Genomic DNA, 13852 nt, shown 5'->3' with positions numbered 1-13852 from the left:
GGTGATAGTTTTACGTGTTACTAATGATTTCACAGTTTCTGCACAACTTTTGCACATGTTTTGGTAATTTCTATGTCATGATATATTCATTAAGTGAAATATTTCACAAGAAACGAAATATATTCTCGCTATGGTGTATGAATTACTAACACATACATCGATACAAGATTGTCTCTTGTTATTCTTTTACATCAAAGCCCACATTACACTACGAAGTATAACAAGAAGGGGACAGAAACATGAATAATCGATTTTTAAAACAACTACAAAACATGAAAATGAACAAAAAAAGTCTAGGAGCTGTTGCATTAACAGCCGGAATTATTGGCACGACACTTATTCCTCAAAACGCATACGCGCACGGTTTTGTTGAAAAGCCTGGCAGTCGATCTGCTTTATGTAGTCCAACTTATGGTGCACTAAATGTAAACTGCGGAAGTGTTATGTATGAACCGCAAAGCTTAGAAGCACCAAAAGGATTCCCGCAAGGTGGCCCACTTGATGGACAAATCGCTTCTGCAGGTGGTAAATTTGGTGGTATTTTAGATCAACAAACAGCAAATCGTTGGTTTAAAAATACAATCACTGGTGGAGAAAATACATTTACTTGGAAGTATACAGCGCCTCACTTAACGAGCAAATGGCATTACTATATTACAAAAAAAGGATGGAATCCAAATAAAGCGCTCACAAGAGCAGACTTTGAACCAATTGGAACTGTACAACATGATGGTTCTGCAGCCTCAAATCATTTAACTCACAAAATCAATGTACCTACTGATCGTAGTGGATATCATGTGATTTTAGCAGTATGGGATGTAGCTGATACAGCAAATGCATTCTATAATGTAATCGATGTTAATCTTATCAATGACGTAAAACTAGATACAGAAGCTCCAAGTATTCCAAATGGAATTCAGGCACAAAAAGTAACAGCGAATAGTATAGAACTAGCATGGAACGCTTCTACGGATAATGTAGGGGTAAAAGGGTATCAAATCTTCCGTAACGGAGAGATGATTGATACAGTACCAGGAACTCATTTTATTGATAAAAAATTACAACCAAGTACAGAATACTCTTATACTGTAAAAGCAATTGACGTAGCTGGAAATGTCTCGAAAGAAGGTGCAGCGCTTACAGTAAAAACAACAGTTGAGGCTCCTGATACAGAAGCACCAACACAGCCAAAAGGATTACATAGTATGGGAACGACAGCATCAAGTGTTGATTTAATGTGGAGTCCATCTGACGATAATATTAGTGTAGACCATTACGATATTTATAGAGAAACAGAAGGATCAATGAAAAAGATTGCAACATCTAATACGACTTCTTATATGGATAAAAATTTACTCTCTAATACTACTTATAAATATGTAGTGAAAGCTGTTGATGTAGCTGGAAATGAATCTGTACAGAGTGATATATTCACAATTACTACAAAAACTGAAAGCGCTTCATATGAAGGTTGGGATGCAAAGAAAGCATATGAAAAGGGAGATAGAGTTCTACACGAAGGAAAAGTATATGAAGCAGTCCAGAGCTATCAAGGAAATGGGGATCCAAACTGGATTTATGCCTTATCATTATGGAAAACAGTGTAAGCTTTACCTAGGTATGAACTAAGAGATGATGGGCTTTGACGTAAAAGGAAATCTTGAGAATTCACTTTTCTGTTTATAAAAAAGACGACGTTGAATACGTCGTCTTTTTTTCTAAATTTTACTTTCCTTCATTAAATGATGATAAGTCCCGTAATTAAACTAAAGTGTTATTTTTATAAAATAACGGGGAAGGAGAGATTTAAAGAAAAATCATAGTGTATGATTCTAAAATGTTTTTGAAAATGTATGGAGCGAAATAAAAAGAACCCTGTATAAAACGGTTTCTTTTGCTGCGTTAATCTATTAATTACAATCTTGATAATATTCATCACACGAATCCTTATTATCGTTACAGCAAATACAAAATGTTTTTTGCGCAAATAAACTAACTATACTAGTAGGACCCTCCTGTTTGGTAAAAGTAAGACTTTGAAAATCTTCAACTTGAAATATTTTTGTTTGAACAGGTTGTAATGTTGCAGTAATTGGGCGGCTAGATTTTCTTGTTAGAATAGTTACTTGAACGGGTGCACTCATCCCGACAACGAATAACTGAATTAATGTTTTATTATGATTGTTTGTGAAATCCTCAAATACAGTTTGTGGCGCGGTGGTTTCAAGGAAAACAGATAAAGGTATATTTCCATTTGCATTTTCTGCAGAACCAGTTATCGTATGAGTTTCAATAAAACAGTTATTTTTTTGATCGTTCGAATGCGATTGATTTTTATAATATTTTTTACCATCTTTATAAAAATAATTAGCCATAAATATTTTGCTCTCCTTTCTTTGTAATATCAATATATATTATTAATTAAAAGGAAAGAGTGCTTGTACAAAAGAATAATATCCGCTTTTGTAAAAAAAGAAATATATTTGAGGATGTTGTAGTTTCTAACTAAAAATAAGCACACATTAAAGTGTGCTCTAGATAAGAAAGGTAAGAATCTTATGAATGGAGAATCTCCATTCAATAACATATGCTTGTCTAATTTTAAGGTGAAAACTTTTTAACAAAAAAGTTATTCGGAAAATTTTCCTGTGATAATACAATTATATTTTTTGATTTTAGATGTTTGGAATTATGAATATCGAGTTGGATTTTTAAAAAAATCTGAAATTTAATTTCATTGCAAATAATGAAGTGGTTAGCCAACTTTAACTAATCGATACAGGGGTAGTAATCTAGATACATAGATATTATATTGAGTTATGTATTGTATTCGAGGGGGAATACAGAATGTGTACGTATTGGGAAACGTATTTAAAGAATTCTTCGAGAAGCAAGAACGAAATAAAAGAGCGATTAGCAAAAGCTAACTGCTCCAAACAAGGATGTCACACTTGATGTATTTATAGTATTAACGAAATATCGAGTTTTATTCAAATGGAGAGAAGTAGGCTATTAACATGGAGATGCATAAATTCATATCCTGTAAGTAGTAAATTAATGACGGGATAGATTGAAAATGGATGATCCGATTAAGGAGATAGTTGGTGCTTGGTTTGTTGCAGTAGGGACAATTATTGCTGCGGTTGGTAGTACACCTTTTAAAAAATTGAACGACGAATTAAGAAGAGATTTAAACATATGGGGGAATGTATTACAGGCAACAGGGAACGGTCTGGAAGCTGATGGACAAGGGGAAATATCTCTTGAAAAAATCGGTAATGAAATCCAATCAATTGGTAATGTAACGGTTTTAACAGGACTCATTATAGAATTTGAAGATAATACACAAAAAAAAGTAGTGATTGCAGGGAATTGGATACAAGCATTAGGTGGTATTACAGCAATAGGTGGAGAATTAGAGGATAGTTCCGATATAGATGAATCGTATAACATTGCCGGGAATGTGTTACAAGCGACCGGAAATTCATTACAGGCAATAGGTGGAATTGATGAATTGAAAGCTAGTCGGGATAAAGTGGAGGGGATTTCGGAAGGCAATGAGGAGGATGGACAGATTATAGTAATTACGGGGAGCTGGATTCAAGCAGTTGGTTCTGTAGTTTCATTAATCGGTCAAATAAGAGAAGAAAGACAAGAGATAGTAGATAACAATTCATAGTGAGTTTAATAAAATAATCTTTTTAAAGTGAAAGCAAACAGAATATAGTGCGAATAGAAAACTAGAGAACGCCAATTCATTAAGGTTCTTTTAAGACTATGTATGCTAGGTTCTTTGCTTTCAAGTGAATAAGATACAGAAAGGTGACTATATGAATAAACAATATAGCCATCTTTCTATTATGATAACACTTTCATCATAAGTATATGTGGAATACCATCTTCCATAAATATATCAGAAGAAGTTTCGTAGCCTAATTTCCTATAAAATCCTTCAGCTTGTGTTTGCCCGTGTAATTTCACTTTTGTAGCTTGTTCATTACGAGCAATTTCTTCTAACATTTGAATGATGACTTTACCTAATCCGTATTTACGATAGTCTTTTAAAATACAAATACGTTCTAATTTTCCTGCGCCCTCAACAAATCGTATACGACCTGTACCTACAGGAAGCTCGTTATAATAAACTAAAATATGTTTACATTCCTCACCGATTTCATCGAATGTATCGAATTCATCTTCAAGAGGTACATTTTGTTCCTTTACAAATACTTCTTTTCGAATATGAAAGGCAGTTTCTAAATCTGTAAGTTCTGTTATGAGTTTGGAGTGCAAATTGTTCAGCCCTTTCTAGTGTGATGTGCTTTTGTTTTCATAGTATATCATAATGATACGAAATAAAGAGAAAATATAAAAAGCTGACTGTAAGAGTCAGCTTTCATTATAATTCCTTTATCCCATTTTTTGTTCCAATAATCGCCTTACTAGTCATATTAACAAACAACCCTGTTTCAACTACACCTGTAATCATTTTTAATTGAGTGTGTAAATTGGCAGGATTAGTTATGTTATGAGGGAATATACAATCAATAATCATGTTATTGTTATCGGTAAAAAACGTTTCATTATTTTTTAAACGTAACGTTGTTTGACAACCTAAAGATTGAATTTTCCTTTCGGTTTGTTTCCATGAAAAAGGTATAATTTCAACAGGTAATGGGAAAGTACCTAAATGTGTTACAAGTTTCGATTCATCAGCAATAATAATTAGTTCTTTGGAGGAAGTGGCAACAATTTTCTCGCGAAGTAATGCGCCACCACCACCTTTTATAAGCTGTAAATTAGCATCAATTTCATCCGCTCCATCAATTGTAAGATCAAGACTTTGTACGTCGTTTAACGAAATTAGAGAGATATTTAGTTGTTTAGCTAATAATTCCGTTTCTTTTGACGTTGGTACAGCTTGAAATGATAATCCTTCTTTTACACGCTCACCTAATTTTTGTATCGTCCAATATACAGTAGAACCTGTACCAAGTCCAACTTTCATCCCATCTTTTACAAAGTTAGCAGCATATTCACCAGCGAGCTGTTTGAAATTTAGCATATCATTCTGCTGGACGTGGGCCTGCATCAAGACCTGAATTTTCTACTGTAAGTATAGGACGAACGACTATATCTTTATGTACGTGCATTTGGCATGATAAACGTAAGTGATCTTCAATTCCTTTTTCTGTAATCGCATTTTTTTCATTAGAACTGGCTTCACAAAACTCACCTGCTATAATTTCTACTCTACAAGTTGTACAGCGGGCTTTCCCGCCGCAGCGATGGAGAATGTGTACACCGTTATCTTCGATCGCTAATACTAACTTTGTGCCTTCTTTCACATCGAAAGTTCCCGCACCTTCAATTGTTAATTTTGGCAAATTTATTCCTCCTCAAGTAAAATTGTACATAACATATTTATGACCGCGAATTATTGAACATAAACATAATTTTTTTATATGCCCCGTAACTTTTTTATTTGTTGAATCGTTAATTAAGTAAGCGCTGAAAAGGAGTGGTTATTTTGTGCACAAAAGTAACTCATATTTTAAAGAATCATATCGATATAAATCATTCAAATATAAACTTTTTAATTGAGCAATACGGAGAGTTGAAAAGGTATTGTACATTTTTAACGAAAAATAAATGGGACGGCGAAGATCTTGCCCAAGAAACGGTTTGTAAAGTTCTTCAAAAATATAGTAAGAAAGATATTTGTATGACGCTTGTATATAAAATAGCTAGAAATCGCTGGATAGACCAGATGAAATCAAAATCAGTTCATGAAAAAATAAAGAAACAAATTATTTTTGATGCCCCACAAGAGAACATTGCAGATTTGCATGAAATGGTAGGGAAAGTATTATCGTCATTAAATGTACAGCAATCCGCAATTTTACTATTAAAAGATGTGTTTCAATATAGTATAGCTGATATTGCTAAAGTATGTTCCGTATCAGAAGGTGCAGTGAAAGCTTCTTTATTTCGGAGTAGAAATAGGCTGAAAACTGTAAGTGAAGAAGGGATTGAGATAGTCGAATTCACAGATGATATTGAAGTTGTAGTAACGTCTATTCGGGAAGAAAGGCCGGAATTGTTAACTAAGCTTCTTCCGACAATAGATTTTACTAAGTTACCATCTAAACAGCCAGTCTTATTATTTAATGCGAAAAAACCTTCTTCTTACAGTTGTATGCTTTTAGCGGCATAACAATTATTGGAGGGATTTAAAATGAATGCAATTCCATATGTGGTAGAACAAACGAAATTAGGAGAACGTTCCTATGATATATATTCAAGGTTATTAAAAGACCGCATTATTATTATCGGTTCAGAAATTAATGATCAAGTAGCGAGTAGTGTCGTAGCTCAATTATTATTTTTAGAAGCGGAAGATGCAGAGAAAGATATTTATTTATACATCAACAGCCCAGGTGGTTCAACGACAGCAGGTTTTGCCATATTAGATACGATGAATCTAATCAAACCAGATGTGCAAACACTTTGTATGGGATTTGCAGCATCATTTGGTGCATTGTTATTATTATCAGGTGCAAAAGGAAAACGATTTGCACTCCCTAACAGTGAAATTATGATTCATCAGCCACTTGGTGGTGCGCAAGGACAGGCAACAGAAATTGAAATAACAGCGAAAAGAATACTAAAGTTAAAGCGTGATATTAATAAAATGATTGCAGAAAAAACGGGGCAATCGATTGAAAGAGTAGCACATGATACAGAAAGAGATTATTTTATGACTGCTGAAGAGGCAAAGGAGTATGGAATTGTAGATGATGTTGTTACAAAAAAATAAGATAAAAACAGGCTAGAGGATATGCTAATCCTCTAGCCTGTTTTATTAATCTTTTACCCATTCATCAACTAGTGCTTGATTTTTTTCAATCCATTTTCGTGCAGCTTCTTCGGGATCTTTCGTTTTATTTAACGTGACCATTAATGTGCCAAGCTGCTCATCATTCATTTTCCATTTGTCAAAGTATTTCACGATATCCGGATGATCTTTTTCGAAACCTTTACGAACAGAGTAATAAATGTCATCTTTTTCACCATATACTTTCTTAGGGTCTTTTAAATATTTTAAGTCAAATTCTGAAAAGCCCCAATGCGGATTCCAAAGCGTAACAGCGATTGGTTTCTTTTTCTTATATGCTTTCTTTAGTTCACTCATCATCGCAGCTTCAGAAGATTGGACAAGCTTTAGTTTTATATCATATTCCTTCATTGCTTTATTTGTTAAATTCATAAGACTACTACCGGGTTCGATACCGACAATTTTGTTATCTAGCTCATCTTTATGAGCATTTAAATCTTCGATACTGTTTATGTTTTTCACATAAGAAGGGACGACTAAGCCTAGCCCAGTACCCTCATACCATTTGGATTTTAAGACAATATCATCTTTATAACGAGCATTTAGCGGTTTATCCGTAACGGGTAGCCATACTTCTAAATTCGCATCCACATCACCACGAGCAACGCCAGTCCAAATCGCAGCTTTTTCTAAATACATGAGTTCAACTTTATAGCCTTTTTGTTCTAATAGAACTTTCCACATGTTTGCAGTTGCAATGTTTTCTTTCCAACTTGTTACACCAAGTTTAATTTTTCCTTTCGAATTTGCATTTGTTGCATTACATGAAGAGAAAATCATAGTAATAAATAATGCAAGGCATATAAGCCATATTTTCTTTTTCATCGAAACCCTCCTAAGAAACGTTTGCCTTTTTAAATAAATGTATAAGTAAGCATTCTTATTATGAACGGAAACGCGAATTTTAAAGAAATCTTATGAATGTCATTTTTATGTAATATTTCTTTGTAAAATCGCAACACTATATGAATAGATGGGTAGAAAAGGAGTAGTGACATGGATAATACAAAGGTGCGTGTTGAAAACGTAACAAAAGTATTTGGGAAACACCCGCAAAGAGCGCTGTCTTTATTAAAAGAAGGAAAAAGCAAATCGGAAATTTTAAAAGAGACAGGAATGAACGTTGGTGTGAAAAAGGCAACGTTTGAAGTATACACGGGAGAAATTTTTGTAATTATGGGTTTGTCTGGTAGCGGAAAATCTACGTTGGTCCGTATGTTAAACCAATTAATTAGACCAACGGCGGGGCATATATACATAGATGGTGAAGATATCGCAACGATGGGAAAAGAAGAGTTGCGAAGAGTGAGAAGAACGAAGATGAGCATGGTGTTTCAAAAATTCGCTTTATTCCCTCACCGTACAGTGATACAAAATGTTGCGTACGGGTTAGAAATTCAAGGAGTTCCAGTAGAGGAACGAGAAAATAAAGCATTAGAATCGCTACAGTTAGTAGGACTCGATCATCATAAAGATAATTATCCGAGTCAACTTAGTGGCGGTATGCAGCAGCGTGTTGGAATCGCAAGGGCATTAACAAATAATCCAGATGTATTGTTAATGGATGAGTCATTTAGTGCATTAGATCCACTGATTCGCAAAGAAATGCAAGATGAATTGTTAGAGCTACAAGATAAAATGGAGAAAACAATTATATTTATTACGCATGATTTAGATGAAGCGCTTCGAATTGGCGATCGGATTGCGTTAATGAAAGATGGAGAGATTGTTCAAATTGGAACGCCGGAAGAAATTATGATGAGTCCAGCGAATGAATTTGTTGAGAAGTTTGTTGCGGACGTAAATTTAGGAAAAGTAATTACGGCGGAATCTATATTAAAACGACCAGAGACTTTATTAATTGATCGTGGACCACGTGTAGCACTTCAGATTATGAGAAATGCAGGTGTTTCAACTGTATATGTTGTTAACAAAAAATATGAGTTTTTAGGTATATTAACTGCGGATGATGCGAGTAAAGCCGTTCAAAAACAATGGCCAATTGCTGATTTATTACTAAACGATATTCCGCACGTGTATTTAGATACTTTACTGGAAGAAACATATGCAAAAATGGCGGAGATGAAATATCCGTTACCCGTAATTGATGAGAAGAAAAGGCTAAGAGGAATTATTAAACGCGAAAGTGTCATTCAAGCTCTTGCAGGTAATATTGAGGAAGAGGTGAAAGACGATGAGTAGTATACCACGTATTCCATTAGGGGAATGGGTCGATTCATTTGTTGCAAGTTTATATGAGCATCTTGAAGGCTTATTCCGAGGATTCTCTTATATTATCGGTGGATTCGTTGATTTACTCACTAATTTTTTAACAATAATACCGGCCATATTGATGATTATTATCCTTTGTTTCCTCATTTGGTACACAACGAGAAAGGTATCTTTAATTATTTTTACACTCATCGGTTTATTATTTATTTTAAATATTAACTACTGGGCACAGACGATGCAAACATTAGCACTTGTACTTACGTCTGTTATTATTTCAATTATTTTAGGAATCCCAATCGGAATTTTAGCTTCTCAAAATGAACGCTTCTCAAAATTTTTAAAACCGACATTAGACTTTATGCAAACAATGCCGGCTTTCGTATATCTTATTCCTGCAATTACATTTTTCGGAGTAGGTGTAGTGCCTGGGATTATCGCATCCGTAATCTTTGCAATGCCACCGACAATTCGTTTTACTGACTTAGGAATTAGACAAGTTCCAGAAGATTTAATTGAAGCAGCGAATGCGTTTGGCTCTACTGCATCACAAAAATTATTTAAAGTACAATTACCACTCGCAACTGGAACAATCATGGCTGGTGTGAACCAAAGTATTATGCTTTCTTTATCGATGGTAGTAACAGCATCTCTTGTAGGAGCGCCAGGTCTTGGAGTTGATGTATACCGCTCTGTAACACAAGTTAATATCGGAATGGGATTTGAAGCCGGACTAGCTATTGTTGTCATTGCAATTATACTAGACCGTATTACACAAGGATTTCATCAAAAAAGAAGATAAAAGGAAAACACACTTTATTATACAAAGTGTGTTTTTTGTTCGGAAAAATTACATACGAACGATAACAGAACTACCAGCTGGTGCACAAACATGGTTTTGTTGTTGTTCCATTGATTTAATTAAATGATTATTCTCTTCGATTAATGAGATTAATTTCGCTAATTGACTTTCAAGACTTGCGATACGCTGCATCATATATTGTGAATCATGATGCAGTGTATTTCTTACGGGATGTGGGGAATACACATATTGTTGATTTATATTTGGATTCCAGTGAGGATGCATTTAAACCTTTCCTCCTTCAATAAATTACGAAGCTTTTTTATAGTAAATGCCTATGTATAATTAATGGTTACTTGAAATTTTATTATGATAAAAGGAGTATGTACAGAAAATGGAAAATATTATTATGTGAAGTTAAGGTACATTTTTTGGAAATATTCAAGTGAGGTAGTGAATATATTAATACATTCAAGTAAATGTATGTTATTTAGGGAGAAATGATGGGAGGAGATGCAATTTTGGCTAAAAATAATAAAAGAAATGAAGCCTTGGCAATAGGTATCGGTATAGGGGTTGTAATCGGTGTGTTTCAAGGGTTTTTTACTAATAATTTGGTAATCGGAATTGTGATAGGAATCGTAATTGGCGTTGCATTTTTGAAGAAAAAGTGAGTATTAAAATCATTTCAAAAATTACCCCGTTAAATGGATTTTCGGAATATAAATCCTGTTTTTCCTTTTTTTATGATATTATAAATAAAAAGGATGGTGATGGATATGTCAACAAACAATCAAGTAGAACAAAACTGCTTTATTTGCGAAAAACATAGAGGAAACATAATAGTTCCAGGTGGAGCTATATACGAAGATGAACTCGTTTACGTAGGACATGTCCACTGGGATAGTGAAGAAACATACCTCGGTTATGTAATGATAGATATAAAAAGACATGTACCTGGTCTTGCTGAACTAACAGATGAAGAAGCGAAAGCGTTCGGACTTATAACAAGTAGAGTAAGTAAAGCGCTAAAAGAAAGTGAAGGTGCAGAACATATTTACACTTTTGTTTCAGGGAATGGTGTACCACATACGCATATGCACATTATACCGCGTTATCCAAATACACCCAAAGAGTTTTGGTCACCGACTGAAGTAGCGAAATGGACTGGTGCACCATATGGTGACGCAGAAAAAATCAAAAAACTATGCGAAAGAATACGAAAGTATATGGTGAGTGAATATGCATACAACAAATAATAGACAATGTTCATGGGTTGGAAATAAGAAGATGTGTTTAGACGAAGTTTCAGTAAAACAATATGGTGATATCGTACTCGGTGCATATGGCGGGAATATAAGTGCTGGAGCAAAAAAGAATGAAGATGGTGCGTTAGTTTGGTCGAATGGTGATTGGGAATTTGCAGCTATTTTAGATGGACATAATAGTGCGGAAAGTGTTGATTTAGTAGTAAATACAATCCAAAAAGAATATGAACATATAAAAGCAATGTTGAATGAATCGATTGATACAGTATTTCGATCGGTTGAAAATCATCTACTTACAATCTTTAAATCCCCCTCATTTAAAGAAAAGTGCAAAAAAGTAAAAGGTGAAACAGCGTGCTTAATATGTGTAAGAAAAGAAAACTACATATGGTGGTTATCTATTGGTGATTGTTTAGTTTATGTATTTCATGAAGAGTTACATAAGTTAGGACAATATGCATTAAATCAACGCCATTTTTACGAATGGATTGGAAATGTAAATACATTTCATTTACCAGTCCCTTGCTATTCAACAGGAATTCGTGAATTACGTGCTGGAAAGAATCGAATTGTAATGGTTACAGATGGGGTATTAGAATGCGGGGAACGTCATTATGAAACACCATTGAATCTGTATAATGATATGAATAGAAATAATATAGAACTTGAAGAAAGTGTTCATCATGTATTAGAGCAAGTTCATCATCAATTCGGACGAGATAGTGCGACAATTATTAGTTGGGACGTTGAAAACAAAGAGAATGCTACTTATCCGAGTGATCAACCGGATAAAAGGTAAAGGAGGAGACATCACTGCTTTTAGTTAAAGGGATTTTATTAGTATTATGGATCATATTATTAGTTATTTTGGAAAAAGTAGTGAGAAAAAAATTAAATATACCGAAACAAACTGACTGGAATAGTAAATATGTAAACAACGCTCATAAATGGGGCATTAGGGCTCTTATCATTTCTTATATAATAGTAACGATGATATGTGCCACTTTAAATCCTATTTATATTAGTAATTTACCCATATTATTTTTAATAACTTTATACTGCTTTCAATCATATATGGAGTGGAAATATGATAAAGAGTCGAGGGAATATGTCATTTCTTTAGGAACAGTTCCATTATTAATAATAACAGGAATTATGATTAATCTATTCTTTTATAACTATTGGATTTAATCATATGCGGAATGAATGGGGAGACAAATGAAAAATCCTAAATTACGTGCTGAAGTAATGATTTTAAATGAAGACCATTCTAAAGTGCTTGTTCAATGTGATTTAAGGGGAACATTTTATCGTTTTCCAGGCGGTTCTATGGAATTTGGTGAAACATCAAAAGAAGCAATAATACGAGAATTAATAGAAGAATACGATTTGAAGATTGATGTTCAAGAGTTAGCCGTTGTAAATGAGGATATTTTCAAGTGGAATAACGAAAAAGGACATCATTGCACATTGATGCATTGGGGATCTGTTAAAGAGAGAATAACAAATGAAATAAGACATAAAGAATATGAGGATATTATATTAACTTGGAAAAGTATAAATGAATTAAAGGAGAAGCCCACATATCCTGAAGGGATTGTAAGTTATTTAGAAGAGAATAACCGAAATATAGTCCACTTTATTTCTAAAAATAAATAAAGTAATAGGAGGGGAACAACAATGAGTACCTCTACAATCTTGATTATTATTATTGGACTGCCTATAGGTGGTTACTTTTTAGAACAGTTTTTAAGAAGAAAGTTGAATGCGGAAAAAAGAGGATTATTTGGATATAAGCATGTGAATAGTTTACATGTAAAATTGGAAATAGGGCTTATGATTATTTATATAATAGGTAGTTGTTATTATATGTTTAAATTTGAAAACTCTAAAATGGCTTATGTTATGTTCACTTATTTAGGGATATCATTGACTTTAAGAGCATGGATGGAATGGAAGTATGATAGAGAATCAAAAGAATATATACTTTCAATAACGGGAATGGTTGCATTTATATTGATGCTCTCAATACTAGTTTATTTCGTTCCACCTGCTGCATAATAAGGTGATTATTAATGGTACAAATCAAGAGTTAACTAATTAATAAGAAACCATTGAGTAGTAAATGGTTTCTTATTTAAATTTATCATTTATTTTAGCTAAAATGGATGTAACGAAATTTGTTTTATCCTCTGCATATTGATGTTTTTCATTAGGATTAGCTTGTGAAAGTTGAACCTTTAACTGTTCATACTGTATACGAGAAGTTTTATTGTCAATTAAGTAATCTCTGAATTGTAATTGTTCTATTAAATATGTATTGCCTTGTTCATATATATGAATTTGATGAGTTCGTGGTTCTCCTTTATTAAAATAATATCGTTCAGGCAGTACATCTTTTCTGTATTTATAGTTTAGTAGTTCTAACTTTTTTATACATGTTAAACCGTCCGTATAATTTTCTAGTTCGATTGCAATATCAATAATTGGCTTTGCACTTAAATGTGGAATAGAGGTACTACCAATATGGTGTATCGCTAAAATATGTTTGCCAATTTGTTCTTCAATGAGTTGTTTTTCTTTCATAAACTCAATTTGCCATTCTTCAGTCCATGGAACTAAAAACACTTTTCCAAACGGTAAACCTAACATTTG

The 13852-nt window shown here is 33.5% G+C and carries 19 protein-coding genes; 12 read left to right on the top strand and 7 right to left on the bottom strand.

What is annotated here, in order from left to right; translation table 11 throughout:
- Positions 1-239 precede the first annotated feature (239 nt).
- On the top strand, positions 240-1607 hold the full coding sequence (locus ILT06_RS24490) for a lytic polysaccharide monooxygenase (RefSeq protein WP_064475492.1): 1368 nt from the start codon (positions 240-242) through the stop codon (positions 1605-1607).
- 303 nt (positions 1608-1910) lie between these two features.
- Here ILT06_RS24490 and ILT06_RS24485 read toward each other — a convergent pair whose 3' ends face one another.
- Entirely contained in the window at positions 1911-2375 is a 465-nt protein-coding gene (locus ILT06_RS24485; RefSeq protein ID WP_154132146.1) for an exosporium protein D, read from the bottom strand.
- Positions 2376-3076: 701 nt separating this feature from the next.
- Between ILT06_RS24485 and ILT06_RS24480 the strand changes: the two genes are divergently transcribed.
- A complete protein-coding gene (locus ILT06_RS24480) occupies positions 3077-3679 on the top strand; it encodes a DUF6944 family repetitive protein (protein WP_048560833.1) in 603 nt (200 codons plus the stop codon).
- Positions 3680-3858: 179 nt separating this feature from the next.
- Here the strand turns inward: ILT06_RS24480 and ILT06_RS24475 are convergent, their stop codons facing one another.
- The 3 genes from ILT06_RS24475 to ILT06_RS24465 form a co-directional block, all read right to left on the bottom strand.
- Positions 3859-4293: a GNAT family N-acetyltransferase gene (locus ILT06_RS24475; RefSeq protein ID WP_048560834.1), complete on the bottom strand. Its 435-nt coding sequence runs from the start codon at positions 4291-4293 to the stop codon at positions 3859-3861.
- 106 nt (positions 4294-4399) lie between these two features.
- The gene (rpiA, locus tag ILT06_RS24470) at positions 4400-5065 is read right to left on the bottom strand and encodes a ribose 5-phosphate isomerase A (protein ID WP_064475490.1); all 666 of its coding nucleotides are present in this window, start codon (positions 5063-5065) and stop codon (positions 4400-4402) included.
- Position 5066: 1 nt separating this feature from the next.
- Positions 5067-5387: a 2Fe-2S iron-sulfur cluster-binding protein gene (locus ILT06_RS24465; protein WP_001125375.1), complete on the bottom strand. Its 321-nt coding sequence runs from the start codon at positions 5385-5387 to the stop codon at positions 5067-5069.
- 143 nt (positions 5388-5530) lie between these two features.
- Here ILT06_RS24465 and ILT06_RS24460 point away from each other — a divergent pair, with 143 nt between their 5' ends.
- Together ILT06_RS24460 and clpP are read left to right on the top strand one after the other, a co-directional pair.
- Positions 5531-6217, top strand: a complete 687-nt coding sequence (locus tag ILT06_RS24460) for an RNA polymerase subunit sigma-70 (protein ID WP_064475489.1) — start codon at positions 5531-5533, stop codon at positions 6215-6217.
- Between the two features lie 21 nt (positions 6218-6238).
- A complete protein-coding gene (clpP, locus tag ILT06_RS24455; protein ID WP_000991621.1) occupies positions 6239-6820 on the top strand; it encodes an ATP-dependent Clp endopeptidase proteolytic subunit ClpP in 582 nt (193 codons plus the stop codon).
- 45 nt (positions 6821-6865) lie between these two features.
- On the opposite strand, the gene ILT06_RS24450 is transcribed toward clpP, so the two are convergent.
- Entirely contained in the window at positions 6866-7723 is an 858-nt protein-coding gene (locus ILT06_RS24450; RefSeq protein ID WP_064475488.1) for a glycine betaine ABC transporter substrate-binding protein, read from the bottom strand.
- Between the two features lie 171 nt (positions 7724-7894).
- Here ILT06_RS24450 and ILT06_RS24445 point away from each other — a divergent pair, with 171 nt between their 5' ends.
- The gene (locus tag ILT06_RS24445) at positions 7895-9100 is read left to right on the top strand and encodes a quaternary amine ABC transporter ATP-binding protein (protein WP_064475487.1); all 1206 of its coding nucleotides are present in this window, start codon (positions 7895-7897) and stop codon (positions 9098-9100) included.
- Complete coding sequence (locus ILT06_RS24440) at positions 9093-9929, top strand: ABC transporter permease (RefSeq protein ID WP_098112026.1); 837 nt, start codon at positions 9093-9095, stop codon at positions 9927-9929. Before ILT06_RS24445 ends, ILT06_RS24440 begins: the two co-directional genes overlap by 8 nt.
- Before the next feature lie 48 nt (positions 9930-9977).
- Here the strand turns inward: ILT06_RS24440 and ILT06_RS24435 are convergent, their stop codons facing one another.
- Positions 9978-10214: a hypothetical protein gene (locus ILT06_RS24435; protein ID WP_064475485.1), complete on the bottom strand. Its 237-nt coding sequence runs from the start codon at positions 10212-10214 to the stop codon at positions 9978-9980.
- A gap of 218 nt (positions 10215-10432) precedes the next feature.
- On the opposite strand from ILT06_RS24435, the gene ILT06_RS24430 reads away from it, so the two are divergent.
- From ILT06_RS24430 to ILT06_RS24405, 6 genes are all read left to right on the top strand, one after another.
- Complete coding sequence (locus ILT06_RS24430) at positions 10433-10603, top strand: glycine zipper domain-containing protein (RefSeq protein ID WP_064475484.1); 171 nt, start codon at positions 10433-10435, stop codon at positions 10601-10603.
- Between the two features lie 93 nt (positions 10604-10696).
- The gene (locus ILT06_RS24425; protein WP_098102847.1) at positions 10697-11188 is read left to right on the top strand and encodes an HIT family protein; all 492 of its coding nucleotides are present in this window, start codon (positions 10697-10699) and stop codon (positions 11186-11188) included.
- A complete protein-coding gene (locus ILT06_RS24420) occupies positions 11172-11996 on the top strand; it encodes a PP2C family serine/threonine-protein phosphatase (RefSeq protein ID WP_098112025.1) in 825 nt (274 codons plus the stop codon). Before ILT06_RS24425 ends, ILT06_RS24420 begins: the two co-directional genes overlap by 17 nt.
- A 68-nt stretch (positions 11997-12064) precedes the next feature.
- The gene (locus tag ILT06_RS24415; protein WP_081257260.1) at positions 12065-12388 is read left to right on the top strand and encodes a DUF4181 domain-containing protein; all 324 of its coding nucleotides are present in this window, start codon (positions 12065-12067) and stop codon (positions 12386-12388) included.
- Positions 12389-12415: 27 nt separating this feature from the next.
- Positions 12416-12856: an NUDIX domain-containing protein gene (locus ILT06_RS24410; protein ID WP_222655617.1), complete on the top strand. Its 441-nt coding sequence runs from the start codon at positions 12416-12418 to the stop codon at positions 12854-12856.
- Positions 12857-12877: 21 nt separating this feature from the next.
- A complete protein-coding gene (locus ILT06_RS24405) occupies positions 12878-13258 on the top strand; it encodes a DUF4181 domain-containing protein (protein ID WP_064475482.1) in 381 nt (126 codons plus the stop codon).
- 72 nt (positions 13259-13330) lie between these two features.
- On the opposite strand, the gene ILT06_RS24400 is transcribed toward ILT06_RS24405, so the two are convergent.
- Entirely contained in the window at positions 13331-13849 is a 519-nt protein-coding gene (locus ILT06_RS24400) for a GrpB family protein (protein ID WP_064475481.1), read from the bottom strand.
- Positions 13850-13852: the final 3 nt, after the last annotated feature.

It is taken from the genome of Bacillus sp. 17RED48, from assembly GCF_019837545.1.
Classification (GTDB): domain Bacteria; phylum Bacillota; class Bacilli; order Bacillales; family Bacillaceae_G; genus Bacillus_A; species Bacillus_A wiedmannii.
Note: the sequence above shows the minus strand (reverse complement) of the source record. Positions and strands in the feature narration are given on the sequence as shown.